This window comes from Pseudomonas sp. GW821-FHT07F01, from assembly GCF_059418825.1.
The window spans coordinates 380,514-398,322 of record NZ_JBWKQO010000003.1; the positions used below are offsets into that span (position 1 = coordinate 380,514).

The 17,809-nt window shown below is 63.1% G+C and carries 16 protein-coding genes; 11 read left to right on the forward strand and 5 right to left on the reverse strand.

Going from position 1 to position 17,809, the window contains the following annotated elements:
- Positions 1-170 precede the first annotated feature (170 nt).
- Entirely contained in the window at positions 171-1,310 is a 1,140-nt protein-coding gene (locus AC07R1_RS12315; RefSeq protein WP_495110564.1) for an AlgP family protein, read from the forward strand.
- Here AC07R1_RS12315 and AC07R1_RS12320 read toward each other — a convergent pair.
- A complete protein-coding gene (locus tag AC07R1_RS12320; protein WP_011064167.1) occupies positions 1,307-1,771 on the reverse strand; it encodes a TIGR02444 family protein in 465 nt (154 codons plus the stop codon). The two genes, AC07R1_RS12315 and AC07R1_RS12320, sit on opposite strands and share 4 nt — an antisense overlap.
- A gap of 50 nt (positions 1,772-1,821) precedes the next feature.
- Between AC07R1_RS12320 and AC07R1_RS12325 the strand changes: the two genes are divergently transcribed.
- From AC07R1_RS12325 to AC07R1_RS12335, 3 genes are all read left to right on the forward strand, one after another.
- Positions 1,822-3,732, forward strand: a complete 1,911-nt coding sequence (locus tag AC07R1_RS12325) for an ATP-binding cassette domain-containing protein (RefSeq protein WP_011064166.1) — start codon at positions 1,822-1,824, stop codon at positions 3,730-3,732.
- The gene (locus AC07R1_RS12330) at positions 3,732-4,313 is read left to right on the forward strand and encodes a mechanosensitive ion channel family protein (RefSeq protein WP_011064165.1); all 582 of its coding nucleotides are present in this window, start codon (positions 3,732-3,734) and stop codon (positions 4,311-4,313) included. Before AC07R1_RS12325 ends, AC07R1_RS12330 begins: the two co-directional genes overlap by 1 nt.
- A gap of 108 nt (positions 4,314-4,421) precedes the next feature.
- Complete coding sequence (locus tag AC07R1_RS12335) at positions 4,422-5,054, forward strand: LysE family transporter (RefSeq protein ID WP_011064164.1); 633 nt, start codon at positions 4,422-4,424, stop codon at positions 5,052-5,054.
- 57 nt (positions 5,055-5,111) lie between these two features.
- Here the strand turns inward: AC07R1_RS12335 and AC07R1_RS12340 are convergent, their stop codons facing one another.
- Positions 5,112-5,234, reverse strand: a complete 123-nt coding sequence (locus AC07R1_RS12340; RefSeq protein ID WP_370505706.1) for a hypothetical protein — start codon at positions 5,232-5,234, stop codon at positions 5,112-5,114.
- A gap of 146 nt (positions 5,235-5,380) precedes the next feature.
- On the opposite strand from AC07R1_RS12340, the gene AC07R1_RS12345 reads away from it, so the two are divergent.
- Together AC07R1_RS12345 and AC07R1_RS12350 are read left to right on the forward strand one after the other, a co-directional pair.
- Positions 5,381-7,279 (forward strand): cytochrome c/FTR1 family iron permease, encoded by a 1,899-nt coding sequence (locus AC07R1_RS12345; RefSeq protein ID WP_011064163.1) that lies wholly within the window; start codon positions 5,381-5,383, stop codon positions 7,277-7,279.
- 79 nt (positions 7,280-7,358) lie between these two features.
- Positions 7,359-7,814: a YaiI/YqxD family protein gene (locus AC07R1_RS12350; protein WP_220223433.1), complete on the forward strand. Its 456-nt coding sequence runs from the start codon at positions 7,359-7,361 to the stop codon at positions 7,812-7,814.
- 18 nt (positions 7,815-7,832) lie between these two features.
- Here the strand turns inward: AC07R1_RS12350 and elbB are convergent, their stop codons facing one another.
- Positions 7,833-8,501, reverse strand: a complete 669-nt coding sequence (gene elbB, locus AC07R1_RS12355; RefSeq protein WP_495110565.1) for an isoprenoid biosynthesis glyoxalase ElbB — start codon at positions 8,499-8,501, stop codon at positions 7,833-7,835.
- A 113-nt stretch (positions 8,502-8,614) separates the two neighbouring features.
- Here elbB and AC07R1_RS12360 point away from each other — a divergent pair, with 113 nt between their 5' ends.
- Entirely contained in the window at positions 8,615-9,850 is a 1,236-nt protein-coding gene (locus AC07R1_RS12360; RefSeq protein ID WP_495110566.1) for a sterol desaturase family protein, read from the forward strand.
- On the opposite strand, the gene AC07R1_RS12365 is transcribed toward AC07R1_RS12360, so the two are convergent.
- Positions 9,831-10,445, reverse strand: a complete 615-nt coding sequence (locus AC07R1_RS12365; RefSeq protein ID WP_011064160.1) for a DedA family protein — start codon at positions 10,443-10,445, stop codon at positions 9,831-9,833. The genes AC07R1_RS12360 and AC07R1_RS12365 overlap by 20 nt on opposite strands.
- A 207-nt stretch (positions 10,446-10,652) precedes the next feature.
- On the opposite strand from AC07R1_RS12365, the gene hemB reads away from it, so the two are divergent.
- Entirely contained in the window at positions 10,653-11,666 is a 1,014-nt protein-coding gene (hemB, locus tag AC07R1_RS12370; RefSeq protein WP_220223431.1) for a porphobilinogen synthase, read from the forward strand.
- 18 nt (positions 11,667-11,684) lie between these two features.
- A complete protein-coding gene (gene ppk1 / locus AC07R1_RS12375; protein ID WP_015637439.1) occupies positions 11,685-13,904 on the forward strand; it encodes a polyphosphate kinase 1 in 2,220 nt (739 codons plus the stop codon).
- A 174-nt stretch (positions 13,905-14,078) separates the two neighbouring features.
- On the opposite strand, the gene ppx is transcribed toward ppk1, so the two are convergent.
- The gene (gene ppx, locus AC07R1_RS12380; RefSeq protein WP_011064157.1) at positions 14,079-15,581 is read right to left on the reverse strand and encodes an exopolyphosphatase; all 1,503 of its coding nucleotides are present in this window, start codon (positions 15,579-15,581) and stop codon (positions 14,079-14,081) included.
- Between the two features lie 374 nt (positions 15,582-15,955).
- Between ppx and trxA the strand changes: the two genes are divergently transcribed.
- Together trxA and rho are read left to right on the forward strand one after the other, a co-directional pair.
- Complete coding sequence (gene trxA / locus AC07R1_RS12385) at positions 15,956-16,285, forward strand: thioredoxin TrxA (protein WP_003206727.1); 330 nt, start codon at positions 15,956-15,958, stop codon at positions 16,283-16,285.
- Between the two features lie 247 nt (positions 16,286-16,532).
- The gene (gene rho / locus AC07R1_RS12390; protein WP_011064156.1) at positions 16,533-17,792 is read left to right on the forward strand and encodes a transcription termination factor Rho; all 1,260 of its coding nucleotides are present in this window, start codon (positions 16,533-16,535) and stop codon (positions 17,790-17,792) included.
- Positions 17,793-17,809: the final 17 nt, after the last annotated feature.

Genomic DNA, 17,809 nt, shown 5'->3' on the forward strand with positions numbered 1-17,809 from the left:
GGTGGATTATGCCAGCGACAAAGCGCTCGTTGGTGAGCAACTTCGATGGGGGCGAAGAACATTTTCGTTCGGCTGCAACGCCAGGCTTTCGATACTGTCAACATGCCCTAGCGGCGGTAGCAGCAGAGGTCTAGTATGAGCCGCAACTCACGTCAGCCAGGAGGTAAACCATGTCGGCCAATAAGAAGCCTGTAAATACTCCGTTGCATTTGCTCCAACAGCTGTCGGGCAGCTTGCTCGAACATTTGGAAAACGCTTGTTCCCAAGCCTTGGCTGATGCTGAAAAACTGCTCGCCAAGCTGGAAAAACAACGGGGCAAGGCGCAGGAAAAACTGCACAAATCGCGCACCAAACTGCAGGACGCTGCGGCGGCCGGCAAGGCCAAGGCACAAGCCAAGGCGAAGACCGCGGTCAAGGAACTCGAAGACTTGCTGGACGCCCTGAAAGAGCGTCAGGCACAAACCCGCAGCTACATTCTGCAACTCAAGCGCGATGCCCAGGAGAGCCTGAAACTGGCTCAAGGCGTGGGTCGTGTGAAGGAAGCGGTAGGCAAGGCATTGAGCTCTCGTGATGCCAAGCCGGCAGCGGTAGCAGCTAAAAAACCAGCGGCCAAGCCTGCTGCCAAGGCACCGGCCAAAGCTGTTGCCAAGCCGGCGGCGAAAAAACCTGTTGCTGCCAGTGCAGCCAAGCCCGCCGCGGCCAAAACCGCAGCCGTCAAGCCTGCTGCCAAACCAGCGGCCAAGCCTGTGGCCGGCAAAGCGGCGGCTGCCAAACCGGTAGCTGCCAAGCCAGCCGCCAAGCCCGCTGCGAAGCCTGCGACCAAAGCCGCTGCGGCCAAGCCAGCTGCTAAACCTGCCGCTAAGCCCGTAGCCGCCAAGCCAGCAGCGAAACCTGCTGCCACCAAGACCGCTGCGGCTAAACCGGCTGCCGCCAAACCGGCCGCTAAACCAGCAGCGAAACCCGCCGCTACAAAAGCTCCGGCCAAACCCGCGAGCAAACCTGCAGCTGCCAAGCCAGCCGCGGCATCGGCGGCCAAGCCTGCCGCCAAGCCTGCTGCCGCCAAACCCGCAGCAAAACCCGCTGCCAAGCCGGCCGCGAAAAAGCCTGCTGCCAAGCCCGCAGCCGCCAAGCCCGCAGCCGCCAAGCCTGCTGTAGCCAAGCCAACTGCTCCAGTTGCCAAACCTGCAGCTCCCGCGCCCGCAGCGGCCAAGCCTGCAACTCCTGCTCCGGCTGCCTCGCCGGCACCAGCTGCAAGTGCACCCGCTGTTCCTGCGTCGGCTCCAGCCAGCAACCCTTCCAGCGCTTCCTAAGCGCCGGCCACCGCGATGCGCAGTACCTGCAGCGCATTGCGGTTCCGGACGGCGGCTTCGGCCGCCAGTCCTTCCAGCCAGTCATTCAGGCTCCGGGCCTGAGCTTCGGGCCACTTTCGTGCCCCTTCCTGCAGACGCAGCAGCAACTGCCGTTCGGCATCCAGTTCCAGGGCCTTGAGTTGTTCGCGCAAGGTGCTCAGTTGCACGTCGCTGGCCGCGGCGGCTCGCCACTCAATCCGCAGTTTGCGCAGGGGTTCGACCACCTCCTGATACCAGGGCGCAGCCAACTCTTCGAGCGCTTGCAGGCGCTGTTTATCGCAGTCGACCCCCCTTTGGCCAAGCCAGGCGCCACAGAGCAACAGACAGACATTGGCCCCGCCATCCTGCAGTTGCAGGCAGGCCTCCTGCACACCGGGCAGGGCGTAAGTCTTCAGGGCAAAGCTCCACAGGTCAGGGGACATATTGCTACTCGCGCCAGTTGCTAACGAAGCTGGTAGACTCCGCCGCCATTATGATTCGACTTCAGAACCTGACTTTACAGCGTGGCCCGCAACGTCTGCTAGAAGACGCCGAGCTAACCCTGCACGCCGGCCAGAAAGCCGGCCTGATCGGTGCCAACGGCGCCGGCAAATCCAGCCTCTTTGCCTTGCTGCGCGGTGAGCTGCACCCGGACTCGGGTGACTGCTTCCTGCCGGCCGACTGGCGCATCGCCCACATGCGCCAGGAGGTCGATACCCTCGAGCGCCTGGCGGTGGACTATGTGCTCGACGGCGACTTGCGCCTGCGCCAGGTGCAGCGTGACCTGGCCGCTGCAGAAGCGGCCCAGGACGGCGCCGCGCAAGCGCGCTTGCATGCCGAGCTGGACAGCGCCGACGGTTACACCGCCGATGCGCGGGCGCGCAAGCTGCTGGCTGGCCTGGGTTTCACCAACGAGCAGATGGACCGTCAGGTCGGCGACTTCTCCGGGGGCTGGCGGATGCGCCTGAACCTGGCGCAGGCGCTGATGTGTCCCTCGGACCTGCTGCTGCTCGACGAACCTACCAACCACTTGGATCTCGACGCCATCATCTGGCTCGAAGAGTGGCTCAAGGGTTACCCCGGCACCTTGCTCCTGATCTCCCACGACCGGGACTTCCTCGATGCCGTGGTCGATCACGTGGCCCACGTCGACCAGCGCAAGATCACCCTCTATCGCGGTGGCTACAGCGCCTTCGAACGCGCCCGTGCCGAGCGTCTGGCCCAGCAGCAGCAAGCCTACGAGAAGCAGCAGGCGCAGCGCGCGCACATGGAAAGCTACATCGCCCGCTTCAAGGCCCAGGCCACCAAGGCCCGGCAGGCACAGAGCCGGATCAAGGCCCTGGAACGCATGGAGGAGCTGTCGGCGGCCCACGTCGATTCGCCCTTCGATTTCACCTTCCGTGAGTCGACGAAGATCTCCAGCCCGCTGATCGACCTCTCCGATGCCCGCCTGGGCTATGGCGAGCGTGCGGTCCTGGAGAAGGTCAAGCTGCAGCTGACTCCGGGCGCGCGGATCGGCCTGCTGGGGCCCAACGGCGCCGGCAAGTCGACCCTGATCAAGAACCTCTCCGGCGAACTCCAGCCGCTGTCCGGGCGCCTGACCCGGGGCGAGAACACCGTTGTCGGTTACTTCGCCCAGCATCAGCTCGATTCCCTGGACTCCAAGGCCAGCCCCTTGCTGCATCTGCAGCGCCTGGCGCCCACCGAGCGCGAGCAGACCCTGCGCGACTTCCTCGGCGGCTTCGACTTCCGCGGCGCACGGATCGACGAGCCGGTGCTGAACTTCTCCGGCGGTGAAAAAGCCCGTTTGGCCCTGGCGCTGATCGCCTGGGAGCGGCCCAATCTGCTGCTGCTCGACGAACCCACCAACCACCTGGACCTGGAGATGCGCCTGGCCCTGACCATGGCCCTGCAAGAGTTCAGTGGTGCGGTGCTGGTGGTCTCCCACGATCGCCATCTGCTCAAGAGCACCACCGACAACTTCTTCCTGGTGGCCGACGGCAAGGTCGAAGAGTTCGACGGCGACCTGGACGACTACACCCGTTGGCTGGTGGATTACCGCCAGCGCAATGCCCCGGTCAGCAACACGCCGGTGAACCCGGACAAGACCGACAAGAAGGCCCAGCGCCAGGCCGCCGCGGCGTTGCGTCAGCAACTGGCACCGCACAAGCGCGAGGCCGACAAGCTGGAAGCCGAGTTGGGCAAGGTGCATGAGCGCCTGGCCAAGATCGAGGCCAGCCTGGGCGACAGCGGTTTGTACGAGGCTGCGCGCAAGGATGAGTTGCGGGATCTGCTGGCCGAGCAGGCCAAGCTCAAGACCCGTGAGTCCGAGCTGGAAGAAGCCTGGATGGAGGCCCTGGAACTGCTGGAAAGCATGCAGGCCGAGCTGGAGGCGCTGTCCTGATGGAGGCGCTGCAATTACCGTTGCCGGCCCAGTGGATCGGCCCGTTGTGGATTGGCGTGCAGATCCTGCTGATCCTCCTGGCGGGCTACCTGGCCCAGCGCTTCGTGGCTCGTGGCCTGACCCGCCTGGGCGAGCGCTACCCGTTCCCGCCGCAGTTGCTGATGCCCCTGCGGGGCGGCCTGCGCTGGCTGATCATGGGCAGCGCGGTGATCTTCGTGCTGGAGCGCCTGGGGGTTTCCGCCACGGTGCTGTGGACCGCCCTTTCAGGCTTCGTCGCCGTGGCGGCGGTGGCCTTCTTCGCCATGTGGAGCGTGCTCTCCAACCTGCTCTGCGCGATCCTGATCTTCACGGTTGGCCCGTTCCGCCTGGGTGACGTGGTGGAGCTGGTGGACACCGTCGACAAGCCTGGGGTCAAGGGCCGGGTCGTGGCGATCAACCTGCTGTACACCACCCTGATCGAAGCCGAGGAAGCCGGCACCGGCAGCGCCATGGTCCAGGTGCCCAACAGCCTGTTCTTCCAGCGCTCGGTGCGCCGCTGGCGTGGCACTGATGTGCTGCCCGTGGGCAGCGGCGAAAAGTAACCCCTTCCTCTGTAGCCGTTGCATCACCTTTGGGCGAAAAAAATATGGTCAGCCGCCAAGCGGAGGATTAGCTTAGGCAGTCACGACCAATTCGATCCGAGGTGTGCGATGGTGCTTGAGACATGGCTGGCGTTCTTTGCCGCCAGTTGGGTAATCAGTCTTTCCCCGGGCGCCGGCGCCATTGCGTCGATGTCCTGCGGCCTGCAATACGGTTTCTGGCGCGGCTACTGGAACGCCCTGGGGCTGCAACTGGGCCTGGCCATGCAGATTGCCATTGTCGCGGCCGGTGTCGGGGCCATTCTCGCGGCCTCTGCCACGGCCTTCTATGCCATCAAGTGGTTCGGTGTGGCCTACCTGGTGTACCTGGCGGTCAAGCAGTGGCGCGCGCTGCCCAGCGACCTCAGTGATGACGCCGCCATTCGCCCCATCGGCAAGCCCCTGGCCCTGGTGTTTCGCGGTTTCCTGGTAAACATCAGCAACCCCAAGGCGCTGGTGTTCATGCTGGCGGTGTTGCCGCAGTTCATCGATCCCCATGCCCCCCTGGTCAAGCAGTACCTGATTCTCGGCGCCACCATGATCGTGGTCGACCTGATCGTCATGGCCGGCTATACGGGGCTGGCGTCCAAGGTCCTGCGCCTGTTGCGCACCCCGGTCCAGCAGCGGCGGATGAACCGCACCTTCGCCGGCCTGTTCCTCGGCGCCGCGGGTTTTCTGGCAACTATCCGCAAAGCGGCGGCCTAGGTTTGCAGGAACAAGAAAAGGCGACCCACCGGGTCGCCTTTTTCGTTTGCGTGCGGTTTAGCGCAGGGTCACTGGCGCCGTGTCCGGCGGCTGGTTGTTGCGCATCGGCGCTTGGCGCGGTTGCTCGCAGCTGTCACGACCCAACTGCCGGGTGACGTCTTCGCCCAGGGGCTTGGACACTTTGCGCACGCAGGGGAGCGGGTGCTAGCTGGGCGTGAGGCTGGTGGCCTGTGAGCGAAGATGTTTCAGCGGGGCTGATAAGCCTTGAGTGAAACTCGTTGGGAGGGAACAATATGTTACTTCTTATTTCCCTTTGAGATTTATTCATGATTGCCCCTTCCCGTTTACTGGCGTTGCTAGTGTTGCCGGTGCTGGCGCTTTTCAGCTTCAACCTGCTGGCCGATACCGTCGACGGCGCGCCCAAGGCCCTGCATCTGCTGGATTACATTGGCGCGGACTATCCCGCCACGGTCGAGGGGGGCAAGGTCATTGACGAGTCCGAGTACCGTGAGCAGGTGGAGTTTCTCGGCGTCCTGCAGGGGTTGATCGCCGATCTGCCGGCCAAACCGGAAAAGGCTGAACTGGAGCAAGGCGTTGTCAGCCTGCGCAAAGCGGTGGATGACCGCGTCGATGGCAATCAGGTAGCTCGCCAGGCGCGGCAGATGGGGGCCCGGCTGGCGGTAGCCTATGAGGTCAGCCAGGCGCCGATCATCACCCCGGATCCGACCCGTGGCGCGCCGTTGTACGCCCAGCACTGCTCGGTATGCCATGGCGAGCAGGGCGCCGGCGATGGTCCGGCGGGCGTGGGCATGACCCCGCCACCGGCCAACCTGCGGGATGTCGAACGTCTCGACCGCCTGAGCCTGTATGCCATCTACAACACCCTGGGGTTGGGCGTGGAAGGCACCGACATGCCGTCCTTCGCTGATCAACTGGATGATCGCCAGCGTTGGGACCTGGCCACCTACATCGCCAGTTTCAGCGCCGACCCTGCGGCCGCCAAGGGCGAGCAGAGCTTCAATCTGGCCGACCTGGCCCGGCAGACACCGGGTGAAGTACTGGCCGCCCAGGGACCGCAGGCAGCCGCGACTTTCCGTGCCCAGCGTGCCCAGCCGCCTCAGGTCAAGCGGGGGCCGGCGCAGTTGCTGGACTACACCGCATCGACCCTGGACAAGAGCCTGGCGGCCTATCGCAGCGGTGATCACGAACAGGCCTACGATCTGTCGGTAGCGGCGTACCTGGAAGGTTTCGAGCTGGTAGAAAGCTCCCTGGACAACGTCGATGCCAACGTCCGCAAAGACACCGAAAAGGCCCTGATGGCCTACCGGCAGTCGTTGCAGGACGGTTTGCCGGTGGCCCAGGCCGAACAGCGTCTGGACGCGGCCAAGGCCAAACTCAAGGAGTCCGCCGAGCTTCTGGGCGGCGACAGCCTGAGCTGGTCTCTGAGCTTTATTTCCGGCCTGCTGATCCTGCTGCGCGAAGGCCTGGAAGCGATCCTGGTGCTGGCGGCCATCCTCGCCTTCCTGCGTAACACCGGCCAGCAATCGGCGGTGCGCAGTGTCAACGTCGGCTGGGGCCTGGCCTTGCTGGCCGGCCTGGGTACCTGGGCCTTGGCGGCCTACGTGATCGATGTCAGCGGTTCCCAGCGTGAACTGCTCGAAGGCGCTACCGCGCTGTTCGCCAGTGTCATGGTGCTGTGGCTCGGGGTGTGGATGCATGACCGCCGGCATGCGGCGGCCTGGCAGGACTACATCAAGAGCAGCCTGGTGGGCGGCGGCGGGCGTTTCGGCTTTGCGGTGCTGGCGTTCTTCTCGGTCTATCGCGAGCTGTTCGAAGTGATTCTGTTCTACGAAACCCTGTGGCTGCAGGCCGGCCCTGCCGGGCACAACGCGGTACTGGCCGGTGGCGCCACCGCCCTGGTGCTGCTGGTGGGGCTGGCCTGGGTGATCCTGCGGGGCTCGGCCAAGCTGCCCCTGGCGCTGTTCTTCGGCATCAACGCGGCACTGCTCTGCGCCTTGTCGGTGGTGTTCGCCGGGCACGGCGTCAAGGCGTTGCAGGAAGCGGGTATCTTCGGTACGCGGCCAGTGCCGTTCTTCGACTTCGACTGGCTGGGTATTCATGCCGACGCCTACTCGCTGGGTGCCCAGGCGGTGGCGATCCTGGCGATCGTGGTGCTCTACAGCCGCAGCCGCATGAGTGAGAAGCGCCGCGTGCAGGCTTCCTGAGCCGGCGTAGTTGATTGCGGGCAAGCCCGCTCCTGAAGGGGCGGCTTGCCCGTTCTGCATTCTGGAGGGAGAACATTCAATGCGTGTCTGGATCGATGCCGATGCCTGCCCCAAGGCGGCCAAGGATCAAGTAGTGCGCTTCGCCCTGAAGCGCCAGTTTGAAGTGGTGCTGGTGGCCGGACAGGCGCAGATCAAGCCGGCCTTCGCCTGCGTCAGGCTGATCGTGGTGCCCAGCGGCCTGGATGCCGCCGACGATTACCTGGTGGAGCACGCAGTGCCCGGTGAACTGGTGATCTGCAGTGACGTGCCGCTGGCCGACCGCCTGGTGAAAAAGGGCGTGGCGGCCCTGGACCCGCGGGGCAAGGAGTTCGACGCACAGAACATGGGCGAGCGCCTGGCGGTGCGCAACCTGTTTACCGACCTGCGTGAACAGGGGCAGGTCAGTGGTGGGCAAGCGCCCTATGGCGACCGGGAAAAACAGGCCTTCGCCAACGCCCTGGACCGCATCCTGACGCGCTTGGCGCGCCAGGCCTGAGGGGCGCTCGCTAGAGGCTCACTTGTCGCCTTCGTGGGTCAGCTCCAGCACCCGGTCCACCAGCTTGTTGATGCCCGAGGCCGCTTCGCTGATGGATTTCGCCAGCATGTAGGCGGGGGTGCTCACCAGTTTGCGCGCCTTGTCTTCGATGATCTCGCCCACTGCGCATTCGGCGTGGGTGGCGCCCATCTTGCCCAGGGCGGCTGCGGTGTCGGCATCGTTGCCGATGGTGCAGGTCACGCCGGGGCCGTAGATCTTCGCGGCCATGGCCGGGGCGATGCACATCAGGCCCACCGGCTTGCCGGCTTCGGCAAAGGCTTCGGCCAGGGCCAGGACGTCGGCCTGGACTGTGCAGGCAGCGCCTTCGGTGGCGAAGCTGGAGAGGTTCTTGGCTGCCCCGAAGCCACCGGGAATGATCAGCGCATCGAAGTCTTCGACGCGGGCTTCGCGCAGGTCCTTGACCTCACCCCGGGCGATGCGCGCCGATTCCACCAGCACGTTGCGGGTCTCGGTCATGGTTTCGCCGGTCAGGTGGTTGAGCACATGCATCTGGGGGATGTTCGGGGCGAAGCACTGCACCTGGGCGCCGCGTTGGTCGAGGCGCAGCAGGGTGATCACGCTTTCGTGGATTTCGGCGCCGTCGAACACGCCGCAACCGGAAAGGATCACTGCAACTTTTTTGCTCATGGGTTTTTCTCCAGATTCATGGCGCTAAATGTCCGCCTGTTTGTCACACCTGGCCATAGGGGGATGGAGTTGCCGGACCTAATCTTGGTTATCGATATCGATCGGGTCGTGCCATGAACCTCATCCTCTATGCGGTGCCGTTTTTCTTTGTGTTGATTGTTGCTGAATTGTTGGCCGATCGCTGGCGGGGAGTGAATAACTACCGGGTTGCCGATGCGGTCAATAGCATCAGCACCGGCGTGTTGTCCACCACCACGGGCCTGCTGACCAAGGGGCTGGGCCTGGTCACTTATACCTTCGCCCTCCAGCACTGGGGGCTGTTCGAGCTGTCGGCGCACAGCCTCTGGGTGTGGATCGGGGCCTTTGTCCTGTACGACTTCTGCTACTACTGGCTGCATCGCTGCGGTCATGAACGCAATATCCTCTGGGCCGCTCACTCGGTGCATCACCAGAGCGAGGACTACAACCTCTCCACGGCTCTGCGCCAGACCAGCACCGGCTTCCTGTTGAGCTGGATCTTCTACCTGCCCCTGGCGGTACTCGGGGTGCCGCTGGTGGTGTTCGTCACGGTGGCAGCCCTCAATCTGCTGTATCAGTTCTGGGTGCATACCCGGCACATCGGCAAGCTGGGCTGGTACGAATGGTTCTTCGTGACTCCCTCCAATCACCGGGCCCATCACGCGCAGAACGCTCTTTATATGGATCGCAACTACGGCGGGGTGTTCATTCTCTGGGACCGGCTGTTCGGCACCTACCAGGAAGAGGACGACAACGAGCCCGTGGTGTTCGGCGTGACGACCCCGCTGGCCAGTTGGAACCCGCTGTGGGCCAATCTGCAGTTCTATGCCCAGCTCTGGAATGATGCCCGGCGCACCGAGCATATGCGGGACAAGCTGCGGATCTGGTTCATGCGCACCGGCTGGCGCCCGGCGGATGTGCAGGCCCGTTATCCCCTGGCCAAGACGGAGCTGAGCCAGTTTCGCAAATTCGAGGTGGCCCTGGATGTGCGGCGTCAGGTGTACGTGGTGCTGCAGTTCGCGGTGTATGTAGCCCTGGGCAGCTACCTGATGAATGCCCAGAGCAGCCTGTCGGTCCAGGCACTGCTGCTGGGCTGGGGCGCGATGGCCTTGGGTCTGTTCGTACTGGGCGCGGCTCTGGAGGATCGGCCCTGGAGCCTGAAACTGGAAGGGGCGCGGCTGCTGCTGAATCTGCCCCTGGTATGGCTGGCGCCGCTGGTCGGTCTGTGGCCGGCCAGCCCCCTGGCCTGGGTGGCGCTGGGCAGCTACAGCCTGCTGAGTGTCTGCGGGCTGTATTGCTGCGGCTCGCGTGTTACTCGGCTGGCGTCTTAGGTTCCCGGGCGGAGGCCTGTTCGGCTTCGTAGATCTGCTTGGCCAGGCGTGCGTTCTTGAAGCGCCGGCGCAGCCACAGGCCGAAGCCCAGGACCAGCAGGGCGCCCAGCACCCACAGCTCGTACTTCTTGATGCTGCCGAGCATGCCTTCCATGACTGCGCCGAAATGGTAGGCCGCCTGGGCCAGGGCTATGGCCCAGATCGCTGCGCCGATACCGTTGAGCAGCAGGTAGCGGCCCGGCGGATAGCCGGACAGGCCGATGGCCACCGGCATCACGGTGCGCAGCCCGTAGACGAAGCGAAAGCTCAGTACCCAGATATCCGGGTGCTTGCGGATATGCTCCAGCGCCCGGTCACCCATCATTTGCCAGCGCGGTTTGCGCGCCAGCAGCTTGCGGCCATGCTTGCGCCCCAGGAAGTACCACAGCTGGTCACCGGCGTAGCTGCCGAAGAAGGCAACCACCATCACCAGGTTGATATCCATGTATCCGCGGAACGCGAGAAATCCGGCAAGAACCAGAATGGTTTCGCCTTCGAAAAACGTGCCGAGAAAGAGGGCGAAGTAGCCGAAATCCTGAAGAAATTGTTGGAGCATTGTCTGGATGCTGGCGAAATGAACGCGCAGCCTACCCCTTCAACGACGTTCGGGAAAGTATCGAAATGTGTCTCGACGTGAACAATCCGGCCAATGACAATGAGTGTTGCTGCCGGTCAACAGCTTGAGCACAACTGTCATCTGTTCGTCATAATGCCCGCTTATAACTGTCCCGCTCGTCCGCCAGCGCGAGCCCTGGAGTCCGCCGTGAGCTTTACCCCCGCCAACCGTCTGTTTCCAGCCACTCGTCTGCGGCGCAACCGTCGCGATGACTTTTCCCGCCGTCTGGTGCGGGAAAACCGCCTGAGCGTGGATGACCTGATCCTGCCGGTGTTCGTGCTCGAGGGTGAGAATCGCCGCGAGGCGGTGGCTTCGATGCCCGGGGTCGAGCGCCTGACCATCGACCTGCTGCTGGAAGAGGCGGCGCTCTGGGTCGATCTGGGGATTCCGGCCCTGGCGCTGTTCCCGGTGACGCCGGCCGGGCTCAAGTCCCTGGATGCGGCCGAGGCCTGGAACCCTGAAGGTATTGCCCAGCGCGCCACCCGCGCCTTGCGCGAACGCTTCCCGGCGCTGGGCGTCATCACCGACGTGGCCCTGGACCCGTTCACCACCCATGGCCAGGACGGCATCCTCGACGAACAGGGTTATGTGCAGAACGACATCACCGTCGACGCCCTGGTGCGCCAGGCCCTGTCCCATGCCGAGGCCGGCGCCCAGGTGGTGGCACCGTCGGACATGATGGACGGGCGGGTCCAGGCGATCCGCGAGGCCCTGGAACTGGCCGGGCATGCCAACGTGCGCATCATGGCTTACTCGGCCAAGTACGCCAGCGCCTACTACGGCCCCTTCCGCGATGCGGTGGGCTCGGCGCTGAACCTGGGCAAGGCCGACAAGGCCTCGTACCAGATGGACCCGGCCAACGGCCAGGAAGCCCTGCATGAAGTGGCGGCGGACCTCGCCGAAGGCGCGGACATGGTCATGGTCAAGCCGGGCATGCCGTACCTGGACATCCTCTGGCGGGTCAAAGATGAATTCAAGGTGCCGACCTTTGTCTATCAGGTCAGCGGCGAATACGCCATGCACATGGCAGCAATCCAGAATGGTTGGTTGGGTGAGGGGGTTATTCTTGAATCCCTGACCGCTTTTAAACGTGCAGGTGCCGATGGCATCCTGACTTACTTTGCCGTTCGTGCTGCTCAATTGTTACGAGAGCAAAAATAGCCCTCCCAGGAACACGCGATGAATACTGAAGGACTCTCAGAAGTTGCCGTAAAAGAAGCTCAGCCGGTGGTCGAGCAAGTGGTGGAGACCCCGCCGGAACTGGAGCCAGTGGCCCCGGCCGCGGTGGCCGAGACGCAACCGGCACCGGCCATCGTCATTCCCAACCTGGATGACAGCAGCCTGTACATCCACCGCGAGCTGTCGCAGCTGCAATTCAACATCCGCGTGCTGGAGCAGGCACTGGATGAGTCCTATCCGTTGCTGGAGCGCCTGAAGTTCCTGCTGATCTTCTCCAGCAACCTGGACGAGTTCTTCGAGATCCGCGTGGCGGGCCTGAAGAAGCAGATCACCTTCGCTCGCGAACAGGCCGGTGCCGACGGTCTGCAGCCGCACCAGGCGCTGGCGCGCATCAGCGAACTGGTGCACGGGCATGTCGACCGCCAGTACGCGATCCTCAACGACATCCTGTTGCCGGAACTGGAAAAACATCAGATCCGTTTCATCCGTCGCCGCTACTGGACCACCAAGCTCAAGACCTGGGTTCGCCGCTATTTCCGCGACGAGATCGCGCCGATCATCACCCCCATCGGCCTGGACCCGACGCACCCGTTCCCATTGCTGGTGAACAAGAGCCTGAACTTCATCGTCGAGCTGGAAGGCATCGACGCCTTCGGGCGCGATTCGGGCCTGGCGATCATCCCCGCGCCGCGCCTGCTGCCGCGGATCATCAAGGTGCCGGAAGAAGTCGGCGGCCCTGGCGACAACTATGTGTTCCTCTCGTCGATGATCCACGCCCACGCCGATGACCTGTTCCAGGGCATGAAGGTAAAAGGCTGCTATCAGTTCCGCCTGACCCGAAACGCCGACCTGGCAGTGGACACCGAGGACGTCGAAGACCTGGCCCGTGCGCTGCGCGGCGAGCTGTTCTCCCGTCGCTACGGTGACGCGGTGCGCCTGGAAGTGGCCGACACCTGCCCCAAGCACCTGTCGGACTACCTGCTCAAGCAGTTCAACCTGCACGAGACCGAGCTGTACCAGGTCAACGGCCCGGTGAACCTGACGCGGCTGTTCAGCATCACCGGCCTGGACAGCCACCCGGAGCTGCAATACACCCCGTTCACTCCGCAGATCCCCAAGCTGCTGCAGAACAGCGAGAACATCTTCAGCGTCATCAGCAAGCAGGACATCCTGCTGCTGCACCCGTTCGAATCCTTCACCCCGGTGGTCGACCTGCTGCGCCAGGCTGCCAAGGACCCGCATGTGCTGGCAGTGCGCCAGACCCTGTACCGCAGTGGTGCCAACTCGGAGATCGTCGACGCCCTGGTGGACGCGGCGCGCAACGGCAAGGAGGTCACCGCGGTGATCGAATTGCGTGCGCGGTTTGACGAAGAGTCCAACCTGCAGATGGCCAGCCGTCTGCAGGCGGCCGGTGCGGTGGTGATCTACGGCGTGGTGGGGTTCAAGACCCACGCCAAGATGATGCTGATCCTGCGTCGCGAAGCCGGCGAGATCGTGCGTTATGCGCACCTGGGCACCGGCAACTACCACGCGGCCAACGCCCGTCTGTACACCGACTACAGTCTGCTGACCTCCGACGATGCCTTGTGCGAGGACGTGGGCAAGCTGTTCAGCCAGCTGATCGGCATGGGCAAGACCCTGCGCATGAAGAAGTTGCTGCATGCGCCGTTCACCCTGAAGAAGGGCATGCTCGACATGATCGCCCGGGAGACTCAGTTCGCCCTGGACGGCAAACCGGCGCACATCATCGCCAAGTTCAACTCATTGACCGATCCGAAGATCATTCGTGCGCTGTACAAGGCCAGCCAGTCGGGGGTGCGCATCGACCTGGTGGTGCGTGGCATGTGCTGCCTGCGTCCGGGCATTGCCGGGGTCTCGCACAACATCCACGTGCGCTCGATCATCGGCCGCTTCCTGGAGCACACCCGGGTGTTCTACTTCCTCAATGGCGGCGAGGAACAGATGTTCCTTTCCAGCGCCGACTGGATGGAGCGCAACCTCGACAAGCGGGTCGAGACCTGCTTCCCGGTGGAAGGCAAGAAGCTGATTCTGCGGGTCAAGAAAGAGTTGGAGAGCTATCTCACCGACAACACCCACAGCTGGAGCCTGCAGTCCGACGGCCGCTATATCCGCAATACGCCGACCGGCAACCAGAACCCGCGCAGTGCGCAGGCAACCCTGCTGGAGCGCCTTGGCAGCCCGGTACTGCCGGTGCGCTAAGCGCGTCAGGCGTCGCCGATAATAAAAAGGCCAGCCCGATCACCGGGCTGGCCTTTTTTGTGCTGCTTGCAAGAACTGTGGGAGCTGGCTTGCCAGCGAAGGCGCCCCTGAGGGCGATGCAAGGGGTAGCGGCCTTTTCGCCGGCAAGCCGGCTCCTGCAGCTCCGTGGCAGGGTCAGTTGACGTTGAGCACGATGCCCACCCGGGTCAGCCATTCGGCCTCCAGGGCGAAGTCGGCCTGGGTCAGCTGGTTTTCATCCAGCCAGTTTTCCGGGAACTCCACGTCCAGCTGATCGCCCAGGGCGCTGAGGCTCACCTGAGGCATTTGCTGGGTGCCACGGATGTGATGGAAGAGGATGGCGAAACGCAGCAGCACGCACAGCCGGATCAGCTTGATGCCGTCGTCGCCGAACTCGGCGAATTTTTCCTTGGGGATGTTGCGGCGGTGGCCGCGCACCAGGAGAGCCAGCATCTGCTGGTCTTCCCGGGAGAAACCCGCCAGGTCCGAGTGCTCGATCAGGTAGGCACCGTGCTTGTGGTAGTGATAGTGGGCGATGTCCAGCCCCACTTCATGGACCTTGGCCGCCCAGCCCAGCAGTTCGCGCCAGATGCCGTCTTCCAGGTCCCAGTCTGCGGCCACCTGGTCGAAGGCGCGCAGGGCCTTGCCTTCAACGCGCGAGGCTTGTTCCAGGTCGACGTGGTAGCGCTCCATCAGCGAGCTGAGGGTGCGTTCACGGACGTCTTCGTGATGATGGCGGCCCAGCAGATCGTAGAGCACGCCTTCACGCAGGGCGCCTTCGCAGTGATCCATGCGTTGCAGTTCCAGGGCGTCGAAGATCGCTTCGAGAATTGCCAGGCCGGCGGGGAAGATCGCCCGGCGGTCGGGCTTGATGCCTTCGAAGTCGATCTTCTCGGCGTCGCCGAGCTTGAACAGCTTGCGCTTGAGCCAGGCCAGCCCTTCGGCGTTGACCTCGCCGCTACCCTGGCCGCCGGCCTTGAGGGCCAGGCCAATGGCACGAATGGTTCCGGACGAGCCGATGGCTTCGTCCCAGGTCAGGCGATGCAGGGCATGTTCGATGCTCATGATCTCCAGGCGTGCGGCGGTGTAGGCCTGGGCATAGCGGGCAGGGGTGATCTTGCCATCGCGGAAATAGCGCTGGGTGAAGCTTACGCAGCCCATCTGCAGGCTTTCGCGCAGCAGGGGTTCGAAGCGCTGGCCGATGATGAATTCGGTACTGCCGCCGCCGATGTCGGCCACCAGGCGCTTGCCCGGGGTGTCGGCGAGGGTGTGGGACACCCCGAGGTAGATCAGGCGGGCTTCTTCACGGCCGGAGATGACTTCCACCGGGTGGCCGAGGATTTCCTCGGCGCGGCGAATGAACTCGCCGCGGTTGCGGGCTTCGCGCAGGGCGTTGGTGCCGACGATGCGCACCGTGCCCTGGGGCATGCCGTTGATCAGTTGGGCGAAGCGCTTGAGGCAGTCGAGACCGCGCTGCATGGATTCTTCGTTGAGCTGGCGTTCTTCGTCGATGCCGGCGGCCAGTTGAACCTTTTCTCCGAGCCGCTCGAGAATGCGGATTTCACCGTTCCGGGCCTTGGCCACGACCATGTGAAAGCTGTTGGAGCCCAGATCGATCGCGGCGATCAGGGACAGATTCTTGGCTTGGGATTGGGGCATGGTTGGGGGTCTCGGTCGATAACCTCGCCATCCTGCCACGATCAACGGCTCGCGCCAACGCGCAGTGTCCAATGCGTTGATTCAACGCATAAAAGCCTGCGCCGGGGCGGTGGGCCGGCGGTTCCCTGGCCAGTAAAGATCCCGTTCAATCGGGCGAGCCGCTCCTTGGCAGCCAGGCAAAGACCCAGCTGCAACAGGTGCGTGGTGCCGGCCGGGGTTGCCGAATGGCCTGTGCAACCCGCGCAACGTCCCCAGCTGAGCTATACCCAAACTCGTGGGGCACCATAGTTAGAGTCAATCATCTCCGGCTTCCTGAACGCGGGAAGGGCAGATATGATGGGCCACGTTTTTTTGCTTACAACCTGGAGAATTCCATGAGCAGCGATCTTATCAAACACGTCAGCGACGCCAGCTTCGAGGCCGACGTACTCAAAGCCGAAGGCGCTGTACTGGTCGACTACTGGGCCGAGTGGTGTGGCCCATGCAAAATGATCGCTCCGGTTCTGGACGAAATTGCTGAAACCTACAAGGGCAAGCTGACCGTTGCCAAGCTGAACATCGACGAGAACCAGGAAACCCCGGCCAAGCATGGCGTGCGTGGTATCCCGACCCTGATGCTGTTCAAGAACGGCAACGTCGAAGCTACCAAGGTTGGCGCACTGTCGAAGTCGCAACTGGCTGCCTTCCTCGACGCCAACATCTAAGCGTCGATTTTCAGTGCCCTGGAAAAGCCCCGCAAAATGCGGGGCTTTTTCGTAATTGAGGGCTAGACGCTCCGAAACTCAGGTGTTACATTCGGCCCCGCACTGGTTTCTCCATTGCCCCCTGCAAGCCGTCGCCGACGCTCTCCTTTTCGAATTAGTACGCGATCCTGTCGCCTTCTCTGCGGCGCGGCCTCATTAAGCCAAAAGCTTAATTTCCCCCCTCTATAAATGATTACGTCATTCCTATATGAATCTGACTGAACTCAAGCAAAAGCCGATTACCGAACTGCTCGAATTGGCCGAACAGATGGGCATAGAAAATATGGCCCGTTCGCGCAAGCAGGACGTGATTTTCTCCCTGCTGAAAAAGCACGCGAAAAGCGGTGAGGAAATCTCCGGTGATGGCGTGCTGGAGATCCTCCAGGACGGCTTCGGCTTCCTTCGCTCTGCTGACGCCTCCTATCTCGCTGGCCCGGACGATATCTACGTCTCGCCAAGCCAGATCCGTCGCTTCAACTTGCGCACCGGTGACACCATCGTTGGCAAGATCCGCCCTCCCAAGGAAGGCGAGCGTTACTTCGCGCTGCTCAAGGTCGATACCATCAACTACGACCGCCCAGAGAACGCCAAGAACAAGATTCTGTTCGAAAACCTGACGCCGCTGTTCCCGACCGTGCGCATGAAGATGGAAGCCGGCAACGGTTCCACCGAAGACCTGACCGGTCGTGTGATCGATCTGTGCGCCCCGATCGGTAAAGGCCAGCGTGGTCTGATCGTTGCTCCGCCAAAGGCGGGCAAGACCATCATGCTGCAGAACATCGCGTCGAACATCACGCGCAACAACCCTGAAGTTCATCTGATCGTGCTGCTGATCGACGAGCGTCCGGAAGAAGTGACCGAAATGCAGCGCACTGTGCGCGGCGAAGTGGTCGCCTCCACCTTCGACGAGCCGCCAACCCGCCACGTGCAAGTGGCCGAGATGGTGATCGAGAAGGCCAAGCGCCTGGTCGAACACAAGAAGGACGTGGTGATCCTGCTGGACTCCATCACCCGTCTGGCCCGTGCCTACAACACCGTGATTCCGAGCTCCGGCAAGGTCCTGACCGGTGGTGTCGATGCCCACGCCCTGGAGAAACCGAAGCGTTTCTTCGGCGCCGCGCGGAACATCGAGGAAGGCGGCTCGCTGACCATCATCGCCACCGCGCTGGTTGAAACCGGCTCGAAGATGGATGAAGTGATCTACGAAGAGTTCAAGGGCACCGGCAACATGGAACTGCCCCTGGACCGCAAGATCGCTGAAAAGCGCGTCTTCCCGGCCATCAACATCAACCGTTCCGGCACCCGCCGCGAAGAGTTGCTGACCGCCGACGACGAGCTGCAGCGCATGTGGATCCTGCGCAAGCTGCTGCATCCCATGGATGAAGTCGCTGCCATCGAATTCCTGGTCGACAAGTTGAAACAGACCAAGACCAACGATGAGTTCTTCCTGTCGATGAAACGCAAGTAAATCGATCAGGCCAGCAA